The organism is Methylomonas sp. HYX-M1 (assembly GCF_040741385.1).
GTDB lineage: Bacteria > Pseudomonadota > Gammaproteobacteria > Methylococcales > Methylomonadaceae > Methylomonas > Methylomonas rhizoryzae.
This window is the reverse complement of sequence record NZ_CP160405.1, coordinates 3,923,149-3,943,067: the sequence shown is the minus strand read 5'-3', so window position 1 is coordinate 3,943,067 and position 19,919 is coordinate 3,923,149. Positions and strand designations below refer to the sequence as shown.

16 protein-coding genes are annotated in these 19,919 nt (G+C 48.3%); 1 reads left to right on the top strand and 15 read right to left on the bottom strand.

Annotation, left to right across the window (positions count from 1 at the left end; translation table 11 throughout):
* Positions 1 to 255 precede the first annotated feature (255 nt).
* On the top strand, positions 256 to 1,668 hold the full coding sequence (locus AB0A83_RS17805) for a PhoH family protein (protein WP_150050728.1): 1,413 nt from the start codon (positions 256 to 258) through the stop codon (positions 1,666 to 1,668).
* Here the strand turns inward: AB0A83_RS17805 and AB0A83_RS17800 are convergent, their stop codons facing one another.
* The 15 genes from AB0A83_RS17800 to AB0A83_RS17730 form a co-directional block, all read right to left on the bottom strand.
* Positions 1,669 to 2,772 (bottom strand): AI-2E family transporter, encoded by a 1,104-nt coding sequence (locus AB0A83_RS17800; protein ID WP_150050726.1) that lies wholly within the window; start codon positions 2,770 to 2,772, stop codon positions 1,669 to 1,671.
* Positions 2,773 to 2,843: 71 nt separating this feature from the next.
* A complete protein-coding gene (locus AB0A83_RS17795; protein ID WP_150050720.1) occupies positions 2,844 to 3,143 on the bottom strand; it encodes an STAS domain-containing protein in 300 nt (99 codons plus the stop codon).
* A gap of 118 nt (positions 3,144 to 3,261) precedes the next feature.
* Complete coding sequence (locus AB0A83_RS17790; protein WP_367154862.1) at positions 3,262 to 4,368, bottom strand: methyl-accepting chemotaxis protein; 1,107 nt, start codon at positions 4,366 to 4,368, stop codon at positions 3,262 to 3,264.
* Positions 4,369 to 4,471: 103 nt separating this feature from the next.
* Positions 4,472 to 5,536 carry a chemotaxis response regulator protein-glutamate methylesterase gene (locus AB0A83_RS17785; RefSeq protein ID WP_367154861.1) on the bottom strand — a complete coding sequence of 355 codons (1,065 nt, stop codon included), beginning with the start codon at positions 5,534 to 5,536 and terminating at the stop codon, positions 4,472 to 4,474.
* 8 nt (positions 5,537 to 5,544) lie between these two features.
* Positions 5,545 to 6,183, bottom strand: a complete 639-nt coding sequence (gene cheD / locus AB0A83_RS17780; RefSeq protein ID WP_150050713.1) for a chemoreceptor glutamine deamidase CheD — start codon at positions 6,181 to 6,183, stop codon at positions 5,545 to 5,547.
* The gene (locus AB0A83_RS17775; protein WP_150050711.1) at positions 6,180 to 7,025 is read right to left on the bottom strand and encodes a protein-glutamate O-methyltransferase CheR; all 846 of its coding nucleotides are present in this window, start codon (positions 7,023 to 7,025) and stop codon (positions 6,180 to 6,182) included. The genes cheD and AB0A83_RS17775 overlap by 4 nt, the downstream gene beginning before the upstream one ends.
* A 135-nt stretch (positions 7,026 to 7,160) precedes the next feature.
* Positions 7,161 to 7,727, bottom strand: coding sequence for a lipid asymmetry maintenance protein MlaB (locus AB0A83_RS17770; RefSeq protein WP_367156183.1), 567 nt, complete (start codon positions 7,725 to 7,727; stop codon positions 7,161 to 7,163).
* Positions 7,727 to 8,485, bottom strand: a complete 759-nt coding sequence (locus AB0A83_RS17765) for a ParA family protein (RefSeq protein WP_150050707.1) — start codon at positions 8,483 to 8,485, stop codon at positions 7,727 to 7,729. Before AB0A83_RS17765 ends, AB0A83_RS17770 begins: the two co-directional genes overlap by 1 nt.
* Positions 8,482 to 8,991, bottom strand: a complete 510-nt coding sequence (locus tag AB0A83_RS17760) for a chemotaxis protein CheW (protein ID WP_150050705.1) — start codon at positions 8,989 to 8,991, stop codon at positions 8,482 to 8,484. The genes AB0A83_RS17765 and AB0A83_RS17760 overlap by 4 nt, the downstream gene beginning before the upstream one ends.
* Before the next feature lie 41 nt (positions 8,992 to 9,032).
* Positions 9,033 to 11,207: a methyl-accepting chemotaxis protein gene (locus AB0A83_RS17755; RefSeq protein ID WP_367154860.1), complete on the bottom strand. Its 2,175-nt coding sequence runs from the start codon at positions 11,205 to 11,207 to the stop codon at positions 9,033 to 9,035.
* Positions 11,208 to 11,427: 220 nt separating this feature from the next.
* The gene (locus AB0A83_RS17750) at positions 11,428 to 11,955 is read right to left on the bottom strand and encodes a chemotaxis protein CheW (RefSeq protein WP_150050701.1); all 528 of its coding nucleotides are present in this window, start codon (positions 11,953 to 11,955) and stop codon (positions 11,428 to 11,430) included.
* Between the two features lie 11 nt (positions 11,956 to 11,966).
* Entirely contained in the window at positions 11,967 to 14,072 is a 2,106-nt protein-coding gene (locus AB0A83_RS17745) for a chemotaxis protein CheA (RefSeq protein WP_367154859.1), read from the bottom strand.
* Positions 14,073 to 14,114: 42 nt separating this feature from the next.
* Positions 14,115 to 14,477 carry a response regulator gene (locus tag AB0A83_RS17740; RefSeq protein WP_150050697.1) on the bottom strand — a complete coding sequence of 121 codons (363 nt, stop codon included), beginning with the start codon at positions 14,475 to 14,477 and terminating at the stop codon, positions 14,115 to 14,117.
* Positions 14,478 to 14,642: 165 nt separating this feature from the next.
* On the bottom strand, positions 14,643 to 15,065 hold the full coding sequence (locus AB0A83_RS17735) for a type IV pilin protein (RefSeq protein ID WP_150050695.1): 423 nt from the start codon (positions 15,063 to 15,065) through the stop codon (positions 14,643 to 14,645).
* Between the two features lie 77 nt (positions 15,066 to 15,142).
* Complete coding sequence (locus AB0A83_RS17730) at positions 15,143 to 19,918, bottom strand: PilC/PilY family type IV pilus protein (protein ID WP_367154858.1); 4,776 nt, start codon at positions 19,916 to 19,918, stop codon at positions 15,143 to 15,145.
* Position 19,919 lies beyond the last annotated feature (1 nt).

Genomic DNA, 19,919 nt, shown 5'->3' with positions numbered 1-19,919 from the left:
CAGTTGTGGACAGGTCTCTGAAGCGGTGCGGCTTACTTGCTAGGGATGAAAAGGGTGGGATGATTTAAGGGCCTGTGTCGGCAACAAATCCAGCGTTCCGCTCGCGGTATGCGTGCGGCGCACGGTTAGCCGGCCGCTTGGAATCGGGCCGATTACGGTTGCCTCCGAGTTCAATGCCTTGCTCGCTTTTCTGATAGAGTAATGAGGGCGTAACGGAAATTCGGCTATACCGAGCAATCTCGAGATCGATAATTCATGAATATTCAGTCAAACGAAAAAAAATTATTTGTTTTAGATACTAACGTGCTGATGCACGACCCTACTTCGATCTTTCGTTTTCAAGAACATAATTTATTCATCCCTATGGTGGTGCTGGAGGAATTGGACCACGCCAAGAAAGGGTTGTCGGATGTCTCGCGCAACGTGCGGCAAGCGAGTCGTTTTCTGGACGAACTGATTCGAGATGCCGACCGGCATAGTATTAACGAAGGTTTGCCTCTGTCTCGGATAGAGCACGGTCTGGCAAACGAGGTTGATCAGTCCGGGCGTTTGTATTTTCAAACCCGGCAATTGACGCATTTGTTGCCCGACGATTTACCCGGCCAAATAGCCGATAATTCGATTTTAAGCGTGGTATTGGCTTTAACTAAAGAATATCCGGACGTCAAAGTCATTTTGGTGTCCAAAGATATCAACATGCGGATTAAAGCCGCCGCCTTACAAATTACGGCGGAAGATTATCACAACGATCAAACGATCGAAGACATAGACTTGCTTTATAGCGGCTCTTTGGCCTTGGACGCCAATTTTTGGGAGGAATGCGGCAATCGAATGGAATCTTGGCAGGAAAACAACAATACCTTTTATCGCATCCATAGCCCTCTGGTTGCTGAATGGTATCCTAACCAATTTCTGTATCTCGACGATGAATCGGGATTCGAAGCGATTGTTAAATCCCGCAACGGGGAAAGCGCGGTATTACAACTTGCCAACGATTATCGGAACAAGCATCACAGCGTCTGGGGAGTGATTGCTAAAAACAGGGAACAAAATTTCGCCTTAAACGCGCTGCTGGATAGAAATGTCGATTTTGTTACGTTGTTGGGCTCGGCCGGTACCGGCAAAACCCTGCTGGCACTGGCGGCCGGTTTGGCTCTGACGATGGAGAGAAAAGAATATTATGAAATTATAATGACGCGCGAAACCGTACCGTTGGGAGAAGACATCGGGTTTTTACCCGGTTCGGAAGAAGAAAAAATGGCGCCCTGGATGGGGGCGTTGATGGATAACTTGGAGTTGTTGGGTAGCCGTTCCGGCGCCAATGAATGGGAGCAGAACGCGAGCCACAACATGGTTATGAATCGGGTGAAGATACGCTCGCTGAACTTTATGCGCGGACGCACCTTTTTAAATCGTTTTTTGATTATCGACGAAGCCCAGAATTTGACGCCAAAGCAAATGAAGACCTTGATTACGCGGGCGGGGCCGGGGTCGAAAATCATCTGTATCGGCAATTTGGCGCAAATCGACACGCCCTATTTGACGGCAACCAGCTCGGGACTGACTTATGTGGTTGATAGGTTTAAAGGCTGGGAAAACAGTGCGCATATCACCCTAAAGCGGGGAGAGCGCTCGCGGCTTGCGGACTATGCTTCCGATCATTTGTAATTAAACGCCTAGCGTATTGTGCGCATGACCGGCTCTGGGCCACGCGGTTAACACGGCTTTAACCAGCGTGGCTAACGGGATGGCAAAAAATACCCCCCAAAATCCCCATAGGCCGCCGAAAAATAATATCGCGATGATGATAGCGATAGGGTGTAAGTTGACTGCTTCCGAAAACAGCAAGGGCACCAGGACGACGCCGTCAATCGCTTGAATCAACGAATAGGCAATCAATACGTACATGAATTCATCGCCGTTGTTACTACCCCATTGCACGTAAGCCACTCCCAGCACGGGCAAGGTGACCAAGGTTGCGCCGACATAAGGAATGATGACCGACGCTCCCATCAGCACGGCCAACAACATTGCATAATTCAGATTCAGCATGGCGAAGGTCAAATAACTGGCCGCCCATAAGATGAATACTTCTAAGAGCTTGCCTCTGACGTAATTGGCGATTTGCAAATCGACTTCTTGCCACACCGTGATGGTCAGCGACATATCGCTAGGTAAATATTGAGACAACCATTTGATTAATATGTGTTTATCTTTTAAAAAAAAGAACACCATCATCGGCACCAGAAATAAATAAATCGCGGCGGCTAATAAACCGGCGAAAGACTGGGCCGAGCCTGAAAGGATGTTTTGGCCGTATTTCAACAAATCTTGTTGTACGACGAACATGATTTCTCGTATTCGCGCTTGGGAGATGAATTCCGGATATACCTCCGGTAATCTGAGAATCTCAGTCTGAGCGCTATAGACCATCTCCGGTATGCGTTGTACCAGTTGCACCGTTTGTTCCGATACGACCGGAACCAGCACAAAAAGTACGAAACCCAATACGGTAAGAAAGCTACAAAACACGGCGTGTACCGAAATCAGATGGGGTAAGCCCAGCTTCTCGGTCTTGACGACCAAGCCATCCAGTAAGTACGCGATGACAATCGACGCAAACACCGGCATTAAAAGGCCGGAAAGGCCGTAAATCAGCAATGAGCCTACGACTAGGCTGATTGCTAAGGCAACGACTTGGGAATTGGGTAGAAAGCGATGGAAAAAATCTCTGACGAAATCCAGGTTGGAAAAATCGGTTTGCTTACTCATCGCATTGTGCAGCGGTCGATTAGGCAAGTGAGTGGGAGGAGCGGACCCATTCAGGAGAACGTTGGTTTTAGTTAAGACAAGGTAAACAGTTTATCGAAGTTGGCGATTTCGAGTATTTTTTTTACTTCGGCATGAGCGCCCTTAATTTCCACAGTATTACTTTGTGTGGCGCTTTTTTCCCTGAGAACTAATAGCATGCCTAGGGCGGAACTATCAAGATAATCAGTGAAAGACAAGTCTACCACGATCTTGGTGACGTCCGGCTTGACTAGATTGGTGGCTTCCCGCATTTGTTGGTGGACGCCGAAATCAAAACGTCCGCTTATTCGAATGGTCAAGGTTCCGAATTCCACTTTGGCTTCTATGCCCATATTAATGCCTCTTGAAATATCGAGTTGTCAGTTAGAAAAGGAGGGTGGAAAAGACGTATGCAGTCCGCACGAGTAGGGGCTGATCTTAAAGTTTAGCGATTATTGCGGGCTTTGAAAGTCAAAATAACTCGATTTCACCTTCGGCAACCGAGTTTTGGGTTACTACGGTATTCTGGGTGCTACGCCATTCTTGTTTCATGGCTTTCATCCGATCGGTGCCGTCATTCAGTTGTTTTTCCCATTCCGCGGGGTCGCTAGTTTTAAAAACGCTAATGCCGATCTCGATCTCGTCGGATAGCGCGCGTAAGTGTTGAAGATTTTGTTGCAGGCATTCAATGAGTTGTCGGGACATGTCTTCGAATTGCAAGCTTCTGACGGCATCGTTGACGCTCGATTCCACCTTTTCGGTTATCTCTGAAACCTCGGCCACACTCCGGGAAACCTTGTCGTTAATGACTGCAATGTCCGCCATCATTTTACCGATCTTGGCTTTCGAACTGATGGCGAGATTCATATCCTTAGAAGCCATTACTTCTATCATCGACTGTGCAAGGTGAATATTGTGTTTGGACGATACGACGACCGTTCTTATTTCCTCGCTAAATTTATCCGAATGTTTGGATAGGGTTCTGACTTCGTCAGCGACTACGGCGAATCCCCGGCCGGCTTCACCTGCACGTGCGGCTTCTATCGCGGCGTTTAAAGCCAACAAATTGGTTTGGTCCGCTATTTTTTGCACGTCTCCCAGTAGTTTTTCAATTTGTGACATATGACTGCCCACATCGTTGATGACCCCCACCATTTCCATGCTTTGTTTGCTGATTTGGAGGATGTGCTCGATAAAATAACCCAGCACAAGATCGGTTTCTTCCGTGAATTGTTGAAAAGTCATGGTAGCGTCGGATTCGGAATTCCCGCCTTCCAAATCCTTGAGCAGGGCGTGTACGATTTGCGACTGGCCGGACGTCAAGCGGTGCAACGTGTTAAAACTATTGCTCATAGTGGCCACGGCGTCGGCCACGATAAATTTCAATTTATGCAGTTCATCGAAGTAGACTTGCACTTGTTCATCGCTGCAAGACTTAAGTCCGTTTACGTAGCGGTCTATGACACGATGCAGGCGGCCGGACTCTTCGTTAGAGTCGTAGGTATGCAGTGGTTGTTGATGTTTATCCAGTTTCCAGATTTTGTAAATCCAAATACCGGCGATCACAGCGCTCGGCAACCAAACTCCAATGGTCGCAGGCAGAAGGATGGGGGAGGCGCTCAATAATAGCACTGTACAGACTAATGCGACTCCATGATTACGGAGAAATATTATCATAGAGTCATCCGTCAACTAATGCCATGATTTGATTGGCTATTTTGTCTAGGGAAAGCACATGGTGAGCGGCGCCGCGCTTGAAGGCTTCCCCCGGCATGCCCCAAACAACGCACGAGGCTTCGTCTTGAACTATGTTGATTGAGCCGGCTTGCCGCATTTGCAGCATCGCGTTGGCACCATCCGCTCCCATTCCGGTCAACATGACGCCGATTGCATTTTTACCGACGTTTTCAGCGACTGATTGAAACAACACTTCAACGGATGGCTTATGCCGATTAACCAATGGACCGTCGTCTAAACGGCAGATATAGCGTGCGCCGTCTCGCGCTACCTTTAAATGTTTATCTCCCGGTGCGATATAAACGTTTCCCGGAACTATAAGCTGGCCGTCGTAGGCAACGTGAGCGTTCAATAATCCGGCTTCGTCAACGTGCTTGGCAAAGGACGCACTGAAGGCAACAGGTAGGTGTTGAGTAACAACCATGGCCGGAGCATTAGCGGGCAATCTTTTTACCACTTGCTTCAGTGCTTCCGTGCCTCCTGTTGAAGAGCCGACCGCAACAATTTTGTTGGTAGTTCGAAAATGATTTTTGTAAATCGGGGTCGTGTTGTTGTCGTCCCGGTTTGTCACTTGGCTAGAGGAGTTGAATAGTTCCAATGCTTTTACTTTGGCTTTTGCCGCTATACGCACTTTTTCGATAATTTCATCCGCATAAACTTGCAGAGCCTGAGCGACGTCCGCTTTGGGCTTTGCGACAAAGTCTATCGCGCCTAGCCCAAGCGCTTCCAAGGTAACCTCTGCGCCTTGAGATGTCAGCGTAGAAATCATTACCACGGGCATGGGCCGAAGCCGCATCAAGTTGCGAAGAAATGTTAATCCATCCATTCTGGGCATTTCGACATCCAAGGTTAGCACGTCAGGATTCAACGCCTTTATTTTTTCTCGGGCAATTAAAGGATCGCTTGCGGTACCGACTACTTCGATGTCGTTTGTTTCGCTGAAAATTTTAGTGAGCATTTGCCGAATCAATGCGGAATCATCGATTATCAGCAACTTAATTTTATCCATGAAATTTCCTAGAACAATTCTATGTCGCTTTCAATTTCAATGTCTTTAATTTGAGAACCGTATTGTTTTTCCCGCATGATGATGGTTTCGTTATGTAGGTCTTTGATTTTTTTCATTCTAACCTTACCGGTTTTCGGAAAATAGTTTACTTTCCGAGGATAAATATCGCCTAGGTCATGCGATGCCAATTTTAGCGCCTCCATATCCACGTAATCCATAACGAAGGCAATATTCCGGGAGCCTACATCGCCTAAGGTGGCAATAATTTTGCCGCCGCCAAATAATTTGACTTCAAGGTTTTTTCGTTTGCCGCCGTTTTGTAAGATCGTATTGATTAAGTGCTCCATGGCATAGTTTCCGTAACGTAAAGCGGTACCAATAACCGATTCATCCCGGGATGCCAGCTTTGTTTTGCTCGTTTCGGGGAGCATAAAGTGATTCATGCCGCCAACACCGGAGACGCTGTCGCGAATACAGGCCGATACGCAGGAACCTAAAACGGTAGTAATCATTTCGTCTTCATAGGTGACATAATATTCACCTGGTAATAATTTAGCGGAAATGATTTGGTTTTCTTGATCCCAATATCTATTTATCTCGGAAAAGCCGGGAATGGCAGCCGGAGGTATGTCGTGCCGTTTATTCATAAGGCTTTTTGGTATATGGTTTTACCAATAAGGTGAAAAGGGGTGTCCAGCTGATGTAAAGATTCGGAGTGTCCGATAAACAAAGTGCCTCCGGCATTGAGCACGCCAGCGTAACGGTTGGCTAATTTTTCTTTAGTATCCTTGTCAAAATATATCAATACGTTTCGGCAAAAAATAAAATCAAAGCTGCCTTGTATGGGCCACTCTTTTATTAGATTTAATTGCTTAAAACTTATAATTTGTTTAAGTTCCTGTTTAACGCGAATTTTATTGTTTTGGGAGCCCGTTCCTCTTTGAAACCAGCGTTGTAGCCGCTTCTCTCCGATATTTTCAACCAGATCCATCGAATATATTCCTTCTGCCGCTGTCGCCAATACGTTGGTATCCAAGTCCGTGGCTAAAATCTTGATGCTCCAAGCTGGTGGCGTATTTTCCAATAATGTCATGGCTAGAGAATAAGGTTCTTCGCCGGTTGAGCATCCGGCCGACCATATTTTTATTTGTTGCCGATTTTGATTTCTTTTTAGTAAATTCGGTAAAAGCGGATTGATAATGTATTCAAAATGATGATTTTCTCTAAAGAACGAGGTCAAGTTGGTTGTTACCGCATTAATGAATTCAGTAAATTCATGCTCCGGATTGGACTCTAAATATTTGCAATATTCTTTAAAGTTTTTTAAGCCTAACAGGCGAACCCGCTTGGATAAGCGAGAGTAAAACATGTCGAATTTATCATTTGGTACTTGGATGCCGGAGTGCTCGTTAGATATTTTTCTAAGGTAGTCAAAGTCTTCCAGAGTATATTCAAACTCGCGGGGCTTTTCTTTTATATTTGCGCTCATAATATATATGGCTTTTTATAGTTCTTTCTGCATGATAATATAATAAATTTATTTCGCATCAGACCGTTATTGGCGTGTATTGCTACTTGTTATGGGGAGTAAGTAGTATATTAAGTTTATTTTACGCCGAATTTTTTAAAAAAATCCTGCGGCGGCGTGGTTAACGTCTAATATTTCGGCAAGCCCCAGCAAATGAGCGGCTGCAATAAACTGGTCTGAAGGAAAGTCGATCGAGATTTGCTTGTGAAGGGGGAGTGCTGTCCGTTTAGCGACTAGCAATAGCTGCAATGTGGCTGTATCGATGGAGATGACCGCAGATGCGTCTATATCGATTTTATTATTTTTATTTAAGGCAGCTAGCAGTTGCTCGTGTAGCAGATTAATGTTCTGAATGCTTGGCGCTTTTTCTAATGTAATTTGAGCGGTGCTCGCTGTGTCAGCGTTTTTATTTGGGGTTATTTCGATGTTATTTTCTGATGGTATGTTTTTAGGGAGATTTGCATTACATTCAGCTTCGGATAACTCGGTAGCGGTGATTAGACTATCCGACGCTAGAGTCTCAGCTTTGGTGGTTTTAAGGATTGATTCCGAGTCGGCAAATGCATCGTTTTCTGCAATCAGATGATTTTTAGATTGTTCTGCATCCTTCATCCATGCTAATGGATCGTAACCGATTAAACTATGCTCATTTTGTTCGGACATCACATCACCCTCTCGTTAATAAAGTCGTTTGCTAGTGACGAAAAGTCTTTTGCCGACCGCCATCCGGGGCGATATTCGAAAATGGTTTTACCGAAGCTCGGGCTCTCGGCTAAAGACGCGGTCTCTCGAATCGGCGTTTTTAATATCTGATTGGGAAAATATTTTTGTATGGTTTCCAGTACGTCATGAGAAAGCCGCCTAGTTGGAATGTAGCGTGACATTACCAGTTTAATTTTGTAGTTTTTAGCTAAAGCGGCTTCGAATTTTTTAATTGTACCCATTAAATGCGATAAGCCCTGTAATGCCATATAGTCGCTGGTCATAGGTATTAGCAATTCTTCAGCCGCAAATAAAGCATTTGCTACCAAAATTCCAGACGAAGGTGGACAGTCGATAAATATAAAGTCCAGATCGTTGCAATTGGTCAGTGCGGTTTTTAACAAATCACCTCGGTGGCTGGTTCCGTCGGCAAGCTGTTCGATTTCTTGTAGTCTGGGGCCGGCCACGATCAAGTTTAAATTTTCGCGAACTAATAGCATTTGAATTTCTATCGAGCTCAGGCCAAGCAGAACTTGATCGATTCCAGATTGGGTACGGCTTGTTTGTCCCAGGGCTATTCCCAGATGACTTTGAGGATCGAGGTCTATTGTTAAAACGCGATAGCCCAATCTCGATAAAGCATGAGCGAGATTAACGCATGTGGTGGTTTTACCTGCTCCGCCTTTTTGATTAATAACGGCAACAATTCGTGCACTCATTTTCCGCTTAATACGTCCGGGATATTTGAAATTTCGACAAATTCGTCAGGATTAAGCAATTTGTCTACATCCAGCAACATCACCATATTTTTTCTACCCACATACATGCCGCGAATATAGCGAGTATTAATTTTGACTCCTAAATTAGGGGGAGATTTTACATCCTCCGGATGGATGTCCAATACATCGGAAACCGCATCGGCCACTATTCCCATTACCAGCTTGCCTGAGCTTTCCGTTTGAATACACATTACGATTACGACCGTGACCGGTGTATATTCTGCAGGCTCCATATTAAACCGGTCGCGAAGGTCGATAATCGGCACAATAGTGCCGCGTAAATTTAAGGCGCCCTTTACATATGATGGGGTGTTGGGAATTTTTCTGACTTTTTCCCAGCCGCGAATTTCTTGTACTTTGAGTATTTCTATCGCGTATGCGTCTCCCGCCAGTTCAAAAGTCAGGAATTGTTCGACTTGATTTTCAGGCTTGGCAGTGGAGCTCATTTTGTTTTCCCAATAATTCGGCATCAAATCTACGCTTGCTCTCAAAAGTCTTGCCAATCTTCATCGCCGGCCACACTTTTATAAGTTTTTTTAGGCGCTTGGGTTGACGACTTGCGTGTAGCCTCTACGACAGTACTTGGTCGAGCGGGTTGATGTGTTTTATGTGATTTCGGGCTGCTATGTTTAGAGGATACCGGGTGGTTGTCGAGTTTGAAAAATGATAATAGTTCGACCATGTTATTCGATAAGTCGCTCATCGATACGCTGGCTGCAGAGGCTTCTTCGGCTAATGCGGCATTTTGCTGAGTAATTTCATCCATTTGCGCCACCGCTTGATTGACTTGCGCGATGCCGGACGATTGCTGAGCGCTTGCCGCTGCTATTTGCGCCACGATGTCGCCGACTTTTTTAACGCTGGTGACGATTTCGTTTAACGAAGATCCGGTTTGATTGACAAACTCGCTACCCGCTCTGACTTTTTGGACGCTTGTTTGAATGAGCTCTTTACTCTCCCGCGCTGCCGTAGCACTTCGCTGGGCAAGGTTTCGTACTTCGGTGGCGACCACTGAAAAGCCGCGCCCTTGTTCGCCGGCTCTAGCGGCCTCGACGGAGGCGTTGAGTGCCAATAAATTGGTTTGGAAAGCGATTTCGTCGATCACGCCAATGATGTCCGCAATTTTGTTGCTGCTTTCGTTAATTTCCTGCATGGCGGTCATCGCGGCCGCCACCACGTTGCCGCCTTTTTCGGCCAGCTCCCGCGCATTACTGGCTACGGCGTTGGCTTGTTGAGCGTTTTCCGCGTTGTTTTTTACTGTGCTGGTCAGTTCTTCCATGCTGGCTGCGGTTTGCTCCAAGTTTGCCGCTTGCTGTTCGGCGCGTTGAGACAAGTTATTGTTGCCGCTGGCAATCTCCTGAGAGGAGTTGTTGATGAACGTCGCCGATTCGTTGACTTGCGTGACGATTTCGCTCAGCTTGTCTATCGTCGCGTTGATCGCATTTTTACAATCCAAGTAAATGCCTTCGTAATCACCCAGTATTTTATGGGTCAAATCACCTTCCGAAACAAAGTTCATCACTTCGCCGACTTCCGAGAAGACTTGCTCCAAGGTTTGTTTGGTTAAGGTCTGTTCCGTTATATCCGCCGCGTATTTGACGACTTTAAACGGCTTGCCGTTCATGTCCATGATGGGGTTGTAAGAAGCCTGCAGCCACACCTCCCTACCGCCTTTGCCGAAGCGCTTGTATTCGCCGCTGTCGAATTCGCCGCGATTGAGTTTTTCCCAAAATTGTCTGTATGTCGGGCTGGCAGCTTCTTCCGGATCGGCAAACATTCTGTGATGTTTGCCCTTGATTTCGTCGAGGCTGTAACCCATCACGTTTAAAAACAGGTGGTTGGCATTGACTATCGTGCCGTCCATGTTGAATTCGATGACGGCCTGCGATTTATGGATCGCGTCGATTTGTCCGGTATAGTCGGCATTGATGAGTTTGGTTTCGGTAATGTCTGTGGCGTATTTAACGACTTTAAACGGTTTGCCGTTCATGTCCATGATGGGGTTGTAAGAAGCTTGCAACCACACCTCCCGGCCGCCTTTGCCAATACGCTTGTATTCGCCGCTGTCGAATTCGCCGCGATTAAGTTTTTCCCAAAATTGCCGATACGCCGAGCTGGCGGCTTCTTCCGGGGCGGCAAACATGCGGTGATGTTTGCCCTTTATTTCGTCCAGTCCATAGCCCATAGCCTTCAAGAATAAATCGTTAGCGGAAATAATGGTGCCGTCCATGTTGAACTCGATGACGGCCTGCGATTTTTTGATGGCTTCTATTTGCCCTAGGTAATCCGCGTTTCTAAGTTTAGCTTCGGTAATGTCGGTGGCGAATTTCACCACTTTAAACGGCCGGCCGTTAGTATCCATAATGGGATTGTAAGTGGCTTGTAACCATACTTCTTTGCCGTTTTTGCCTATACGTTTGTATTCTCCTCTGTCAAAATCACCCCGGTTCAATTTATCCCAAAATTGTCTGTATTCCAGGCTGTTTTGCAATTCCGGGGTAGCGAACATACTATGATGTTTACCTTTGATTTCGTCCAATGTATAGCCCATGATTTTTAGAAATAAATCATTGGCTTTTATTATGGTGCCGTCCATATTGAAGTGGATCACGGCTTGGGATTTTTCTATCGCATCGATTTGGCCGAGGTAGTCGGTTTGCATCGCGCTCTGGTTGTGTCGATCATTAACAGAATTCGCTTGCTTGTTAAATAATGAGTTAAACATGTATTTCTCCCGACGTATTTTCGAATTCGTGGTTTTTTGCGTATCAGTGAATTGGGCTTTCGCTTGCAAGCCGGGCGTGGCCGGCTTGCATGGAGGTAAAATTAATTAACTGATAAATATTATTTAGCGGCAAAAGTTATAAATAAATGTGTAAGGTTTAATGCGAAGTAGCGGCTTTGACCGTATCGTCATCATCGTCTACGCCATCCAATCTCAGTAATTTATCTACATCAAGCAGCATAACCATGCGATTGTTCACGGATACCAGGCCGCTGATAAATTCGGTACTGACTTTAGTGCCGAAATTCGGAGCGCCTTGTATTAATTTCTTATTGACATCAATGACGTCCGACACAGTATCAACAACGATGCCCATAATCCGAGTTTTATCGCCGATATGGGCCTGAACGACTACGACAACGGTTAACGGCGTATATTCGCTTCGGCCGAGTTGGAAGCGTTCCCGTAAATCGATAATAGGCACAATCGAACCGCGTAAATTAACCACGCCTTTTTCGTAGCTGGGTACGTTGGGGATTCTCGATACCGGTTCCCAGCTACGAATTTCTTGCACGCGCAAAATATCGACGCAATATTCTTCTTTGCCTAGAGTAAAGCTTAAAAACTGCTCGCTATCTAATTGCAGCCTTTTTTCAGTTAATTCGCTTTCTTGTATTTGAGACATAAGCCGTTAGATTATTGATTTGCCAGTCGCACTAAGCCCGGTATGTCAAGTATCAGAGCCACCGAACCGTCGCCGAGTATGGTAGCGCCGGAAACGCCCTCGATTCGCCTGTAGTTCGCCTCTAATGACTTGATGACTACTTGTTGTTGCCCGAGAAGATCGTCCACAAACAAGCCGCAACGTTCGCCTTGACCTTCGACTACCACTAAAAGACCTTCCGTCAGTTTGGTGTGTTTCGCGGTAGGGACATTGAAAATCTCGTGCATCCGAATAATAGGCAGATATTGATCGCGCAATTTGAAGGTTTCGCCTTTGCCTACCACTCGGTTTACCCGCTCTTCTTTTATGTTCAGGGATTCGATGATGGCGCCTAGCGGTACGATATAGGTCTCGTTGCCGACCGCAACCGATTGACCGTCGAGTATCGCCAAGGTCAACGGTAGATGAATCGATATGGTTGTGCCGCGGCCTAATTCGGACACAATTTCGATGTTGCCGCCCAGCGATTGAATGTTGCGGCGTACCACGTCCATGCCGACACCGCGGCCGGAAATATCGGTTAGTTTCTCTGCGGTAGAGAAGCCCGGCATGAATATCAGTTCGTAGGTTTGTTTATCCGTAAGAATGGTGTCCGGGTCGATGAGTCCTTTTTCGATTGCTTTGGTTCTGAGTTTTTCTTTATCGAGACCTTTGCCGTCGTCTTTGACTTCTATGACGATATTGCCGCCGCGATGATAGGCTTCCAGCGTCACCGTACCCACTTCCGGTTTGCCGGCGGCAATTCGAACCGAGGGCATTTCTATGCCGTGGTCCAAGCTGTTTCTAACCAGGTGCACTAAGGGGTCGCTGAGTAATTCGACAACCGTTTTATCGACTTCGGTATTTTCGCCAACCAATTTAAGCTCGACTTTTTTGCCGAGTTTGCTGCTAAGGTCGTGGGTGAGGCGTGGAAAACGGCTGAATACGAAGCTGATCGGCAGCATTCGTATATTCATCACGCTTTCTTGCAATTCCCGGGTATGGCGCTCCAGCTGGGAAAGCCCGTTTTTTAGCTGATCCAATTTATTGAGTTCGAAATGCTCACCGATTAGGCTGAGCATGGATTGGGTGATTACCAGCTCACCGACCATATTGATTAATGTGTCGATCTTACTGGTATCTACCCTAATGGAACTGGAACCTTTAGCAGCGGCTTTAGTTTCGTCTTTTTTGTTTTTGTTGGTCGGGTCTTGAATGTCGTTATTCGCAATCGAGGAAGAATCTTCGTCGGACGAAAAGGCGTTCGGCCCTTCTGTGTTATAAACCGCGCCACTGTAGTTGTTGTCTTCGTTGCTATAGCTGCGGCTATCCGCAAGGATGGAGGTTGTTACGTAATGGGCTTGTTTGGCGAAATCGCAATCTTCTTCCACCCAATCAAAAATTTCGTCAATATCGGCTGCGGGAACATTTCCTTTTAACGTGAGGCTCCAAGACAGATGGCATTCTTCCGGGTCAAGATCGAACAAGTCAGGCACGCCCTGTAAATCGGCTTTTACGCTTAACTCCCCTAGCGTAGCCAGTTCTCGAAACATTCTGATAGGCTCGTTGCCGGTTTTCAACATGTGGGCATGAGGGCTGAACGCGATGGTCCACTCGGATACGCAATCGGCAATGGCGGGGGTCAAGCTGGAAAGCTCAGCGGACGGCGATGGGACGAATGATTTTAAATCTGTCGATGTGCCGTCAGGTGAATTGTTCAATTCGTGGTCAAGCGCTTGCTGATGCATGTTTACGGTCAGCCGGTCGATGTCCTGGTTGCTTTGAATGCTCTGAAGCATCTCGCGCAGACAGTCGACCGAGCCTAGCAAGACGTTTACAGCTTGTTGCGTGACTTGGCGGCGCCCGTCGCGCATTTCATCCAACAAGGTTTCCATCACGTGAGTGAAATCGGATACGGCGGTAAACCCGAATGTGCCGCTACCGCCTTTAATCGAATGGGCCGCGCGAAAGATGTTATTGATTTCATCCACATCGACATCTCCCATGTCGAGGTTAAGCAAGCCTGATTCCATTGTGTCAAGTCCTTCGAAGCTCTCCTCGAAAAAGACTTGATGAAATTGCGCCATATCAATAGACATCGTCGCTACCCAGGTTGTGATGTTTGTGTGGACCGAAACGTTTTAGCCCAAAACCTTGTTGATGGTTTTCAATAATTGGTCAGGATTAAACGGTTTAACGATCCAACCGGTCGCGCCTGCTTCTTTACCTTGTTGTTTTTTATCCATTCCCGATTCTGTCGTTAACATTAGCATCGGGGTAAATTTGTAGTTGGGTAGGGCGCGTAATTCCTTAATCAGGGTGATACCGTCTTTATTCGGCATATTGACGTCGGTCACAATACAATCGAAAGCTTGGGACTTTGCCTTGGTTAGCGCGTCAACTCCGTCTACGGCTTCGACGACATTGTATCCGGCGCCTTTTAGCGTGAAAGTAACCATCTGCCTCATCGATGCTGAATCATCAACTGCAAGAATCGTTGCCACGATCAACTCCTAAATTTTGTTTAATGTTTTGAAAGAAAATATAGCAGGAAATTCTATACGCATAAGATGGGCCCGGGCGTATGCTTGGCGCGGTTTGTCTTGGAGAATGCGGGTTACATCACATTCGTGCCCGTCCGTGGGCCAGTAGAGCGTCGGGAAGTTAAATTACCAGCAGTCGCCGGCGGTCACACCGGTGTGCGCGGAGCTGATGCCTCTTTCTCCGGTTTCGCTTAAGGTCAGTGTGCCGCATTTGTCATTGGCTTGAGGGCCTGTTGTCGGTGCGGATTCAATCAAAAAGGTGGATGCAGTAGGTTCGCCGTCTGCAAGAGCAAATGTGTAGAAACCCGCCAAGTCGGTTCTACACTGCGTCGATGGCAAGGTTGCGTTGGCGTAACTCATATTGGTTGTGTAATAGCGTTCCATGTATTGGCCTAGCTCCAGTAAACACGAGCCTGCCGTGGTTCTGCGGGTTTTTCCGACGTGTTCCATATAGGAGGGATAGGCTATCGCCGCTAATATGCCGATTACCGCCACGGCAATCATTAATTCCAACAAGGTGAATCCTCGATTCGTCGAATTACTCGCCATGTTTGCTTGGTCTCCTCGATATCGTAAAAAGGTATTAAATTGCTGAGAGCAGTGTGTTGGCTCTTAGCCGATTTGCGTCAATCAAAAATTAGTTCGCGCCACGATATTCTGCCTTTATTAACGGTGACGTCCACGTTGACTTCGAGGTCTTTGATTTCGCCTTTGGAGCCGCCAACTACCAGCCTGTTTCCGACTAATACCGGTTCGCTGGGCATTCCTACGTCTAAATCGATTGAGCTGATCAGTATGTCGTTCAATTTGTCGTCCTCGAATTTATTTTTTCCGTTAACGTCGAAAATGCCGATGGTTAATCTCGCCCCGGTGTAAGGGTTGACGGCATTGACGTAACCGCTACCCCCGGACTTGCACGGATCGTCGTCAGGAATGATGGAGCTTGCGATTAGGGTAGATTGGGCAAGCTTATAGACTTTGGACGAGGTCACTATCCGCTCGCCTTGGGCTGTCCCGGCGGCAAGGGTTAGGTCCAGATACCAGCCGTTTTTGCCTATCATGTCGCCGTCTGTGGAGGCCGAAAGAGTGCGTACCGGATTGCCGTCGAAAGTTCCTTCCGCTACCACAGTCCGCTGTTTCAGGGTCGTGCGTCCGCTGATTTGCGCGTTTTGGTCTATCAGGCCGTACCAGGTTTGAATGTTCAGGTTTGCGGGATCGGCGCTGACAAAATAGCTGCCGGAGCCGAACCAAATAAAGCGTTTGCCGTAATTCGCATCGCTTTGCACGTCGTCCACCGCCACGGTTATTTGCGCGGTGATCGGTTGGGCCGTACCATTTTCGTCTTGAGCGACGAAAAACGGTGCCGGGGTAATGCCCGATTTGAACGCGACGTCCCAGGCGCCGGCACTGCTCGCCGATACGTCGAACTTCCAGACGTTGCCTTTAAGGTCGCCGGCATAAATGAAGTCGACGTCGCCGTCATTGTCGTTGTCGAATACGCCGGGTGAGGCTAGGCCATTGTCACCGGCGACCAGCGTATCGATTTTCTTGATGACGGCGCCGGTAGTTAGATTGAAGATGTATAACACCGCTTTGCCGTCGCTGCTGTTGTAGCCGTTGCCGACAATGAGCGCGGTAGTGCCGTCATTCATTTTGGCAATGACCGGGCGACCCAACATATAGCCCAGATCGGCATCCGTTGCGTCGAAATATTCCCAAAGAACGTTGCTGGCGGAAAACGAGGAAGGGCTGATTACCTCCAAGCCGAATAAACCCTTGCCGCCGTGACCTAAGGTGGAGATCAAATAATTATGGCTAGGCGTTTGGCTGGTGGACGACACCGCAATTTCGCCGTCTACAAAATAATCGTGCGGGTTGGAATCGCTGCCGTAATTAATTTGAGATAAATATTTAAGTTTGGGAAGTAGTATGCTGGGAATGTAGGCAAACAGTTCGACGCCGGTTTCGGCATCGAAGGCATGCAACATACCGTCGTTGGCGCCGACGAACACCGTCTCGGTGTCTTTAATGTAATAGGGCGACGAGTGTACGATATCGCCTAAAACCGTAGACGTACGGTCCCGTAGCGTTCCGCTCTCACTCGAGTTCACCTCGTTCGACGAGTCGCCTCGCAGCCAATTGGTAACGTTTTCGCTGATTAATGCCGCCTGGTCGGTAGTGGTCAAGTTGGCCCACAAAAATTCTGTCGCCGTACCGCCCGTTTTGGTGAAAATCTTGCGGCCGGTATGGGTAGGGATTTTTTCTGCGGCATCCCAGTTGAATGTATCGCCCACCCCTGAGCCCGTACTGATCGGGAATGCTCGTAAGCTACCGGACCAAGTCGCCGTACTAAACAGCGATTGAAACACCTGTGTATCGGTAAGGATTGAGGTGCTGTTGGAGGTGACGTTACTGGCACTGGCAGTGCGGTCTATGATTTTATCGAAGGCTTTGCGCAACGATTCTTTGAGTTTTAACGGATTTTGGACGTAGAAATAGGTGTCCGGCGCGTTATCGCTATCGGCGTCCCATTCCAGTTTTAAATCCGGTAGTTTATTGTTGTTTAAGTCGGAAAACCCGCCCCATTTAGCGGCGTACCACAGAGGATCGTGCGGTACGAAACTGCCGCTGGATGTGTTTCCGGGGGTAAAGGTGCGGGTGTTGGTTAACGGCAATGCGCTGCTAGTATCGGGTGTGTCCAGCGCGTAGTTGACGTCCGATGCCGCGTCCGTGTCCGAGTCGCGCACGTCCAAATAGGTGCCGTCGGCGGTAGTGCCGGAGATAACGTAGCCCATGTGCTGAATGCAGCCGCCTGCCGCGTAGTCCGAGGTCAGTTTAACGTCCAATTTATTGCTGGACGTCACGCTGAGTTCGTATTCCACAATCGCATCCATGTCGTGGTCGGAGCCGTATTCCGAATCCTCGTAATTAATCCGGAATTTTGCGTAAGGCCGGCCGCTATTGACGCTGGAGTCCTGGTTGCTGCTGTTGGTATTTTTCAGTGATATGACATAGAAATCGACAATGGTGTTGGTCGGTCTAAAGTTGCTTTCAAGGATGCTGGCCGACAAACAGCCGCCGACGGTTTTGCCGAACGGGACCAAGGTTATGGTTTTGTCGTTTACGCTAAAAGTCATCTGCGGTTTGGGCGAAGCCAATGCCACGCTATAGGTATCGACATTTTGGGCGTCTGTAACCGAATTGATGTCTTTCGTCTTGCCGAAGAAGGCGACGCTGGGGGGATAGTATCCGCCTTGTTGCGTGGGTTCCTCCGGTACCAGGCCGCGTATGCTGCCGAAGCTGGAAGCGCTTTTTACCGTAGGAGCGCCGTCGTAAGTGTTGCCGGATTGGCCGATGAAAAAATTCTTGCTCGCGGCCCCCTCGAATTCGGTTGCCCAAACTTGGTCTCCCAGCGATTTGACGCCCAAGGAATTGCCGTTGATGCTGCTGTCGCCGCTGAAGCTAGTCAGGCCGGACGGAGCGGTATATTCGTAACGGCCCGGCAATTGGTCGGTGTCGTAGTTGGGGCTGATGTCGCTGATGACGATTTGCGAGGGTTTCGAGCAACGCGGATAGCCGCCTGTAGTGGTGCGGTACGGATCCAGCCAGTCCGGTTTGGGCAAGCCAAGCGTGGTGTCGTCGTTTCCTGACGCCGAGATGTCGAATGCGGTGGTTGGGGACGTGGCACCGCTTAAATAGCGCAAGCCTTCGTACATGATTTCCGCAATCGGGTTGCCCCACATCCGGCATCTGCCTTGAGCAAGCGGGCCGCCAACTTCCGGTACGCCGCAGTCCTCGTGATAAAAATAATAGTCACCGAAGCCGGTTACTTTTAATTTATCCAGGGCCTTGATGACCCCAACAGTGGAGGTCAACTGGCCGGTGTTCAAATCTATTTCGTTGGTCAACGAGGAAATGTTTTTACGCAATACCCCGCCCGAGGTGTTTTTCTCGTAAGAGCCGGTCATTAAGCCGAAGGCCATGGCGTCCGTTTCGCCGTATTGCTGCAAAATGCCGCCGGGTTTGTAATAAACCGGGCTGGCCGACGGGTAGCCGCGGCATTCCGATTCCAATAAGCCGCTAACACAGGCTTTTACCCGTACCGCGTAATCGGTTAGCGTGGATGCGACCACGGTTTTTTTCCAATATAAATAGTAGCTGTCGCCGCCATCTCGTTCTTGATGGCGGAATTTGACGGTGTGAGCGCCGGCCGACAGATAGATGCTGCCGGAATGACTGGTTAGGCTGGTGTCGCTGTTATTGGAGCCGTGGCCGCCGTACCACCAAGCCACTACCGTACCATCGATGATCACCTCGACGGCATCGTCGCCGTCAACTGCGAAGGTATAGGTGCCGCTTTTCCCGGTTGGGATGGTCAACGTTCCTTCGAAGAGGGTGAGGTAGTTGTCTTGCGAGCCGGAGGCGGAGGAGTTCGGGTTACCGCTGCCGTTGATTTGCGTAACGGATTTGCTGCCGTAGCGTCTGCTGCTGGTGGCGTAATTAGTCTCTAAGCTATTGAATTCCGAGTTAGTAGTGGGGTAGGTGCAATAGCAATTGTTGCCACTGCGCGAGGTATTGCCGGTGTTGTATGTCGCTTGAGTCAAGCCTGAAAAATAGCTGGCCGGCACTATCTCCCAGCTGGTGCTGCCGGCAACGGCGCAAGCGGTGCGCACGTTGTTGCCGGTGGCACAGTCGCTGCCGGCTACCGGGCGTTCAATGGACAGCCATTCCCACACCCTAAACCCGCTGTTTTCCAACACGCGCAATAACGGTGTGGTCGTTTCCAGCAGCGTGGTGTTGGCGAACAGATGGCGTTTGTCGGTAGCGGGTTGGGATAGCGGGGTGTAAGAGCTGATGTCGTAACCGTCCACCGCAGTGCTGGTATATTCTTTTCCCCAGCTGTGGGCGTCTTGCGGGATATAAACTCTTTCCAGAATGGTGGCGCTGTCGGTGTCGGTGCTGCGGTAGCCGCCATACAGCACTCTACGCAATGCGTCCATGCGCGACATGGTCAAATAGTTTAGAAAATCGCCGCTCCATTCGCCGCTGGAATTGGCGCACGTTTTGTTGACCGTGGTGTAAGCGGGTTCGAATACGCCGTTAGAGCTGTTATAGCTATAGCATTTGTAGGAATCGAAATAACCGTAATAAGTAATCGTGGGTTGATAGCCAACGTCAATAGAGCCGTCGCCATTCAGGTCGGAGGCGTCGTTATAGGCCTCGTAATACAGCTTGTGGTCTCTGGCGGCGGTTAACAAGGTTAACGGGGTGGCCGAGATATTAACCGCCAAGGGAATATCGGGAATGTCCACTGCGGCAAGCGCCGGATTGAGACAAAACCATGGCAGCACATGCGCTACGTTGAGTAAATAACGGAGAACGAAAGATGCATTTTGCTTCATG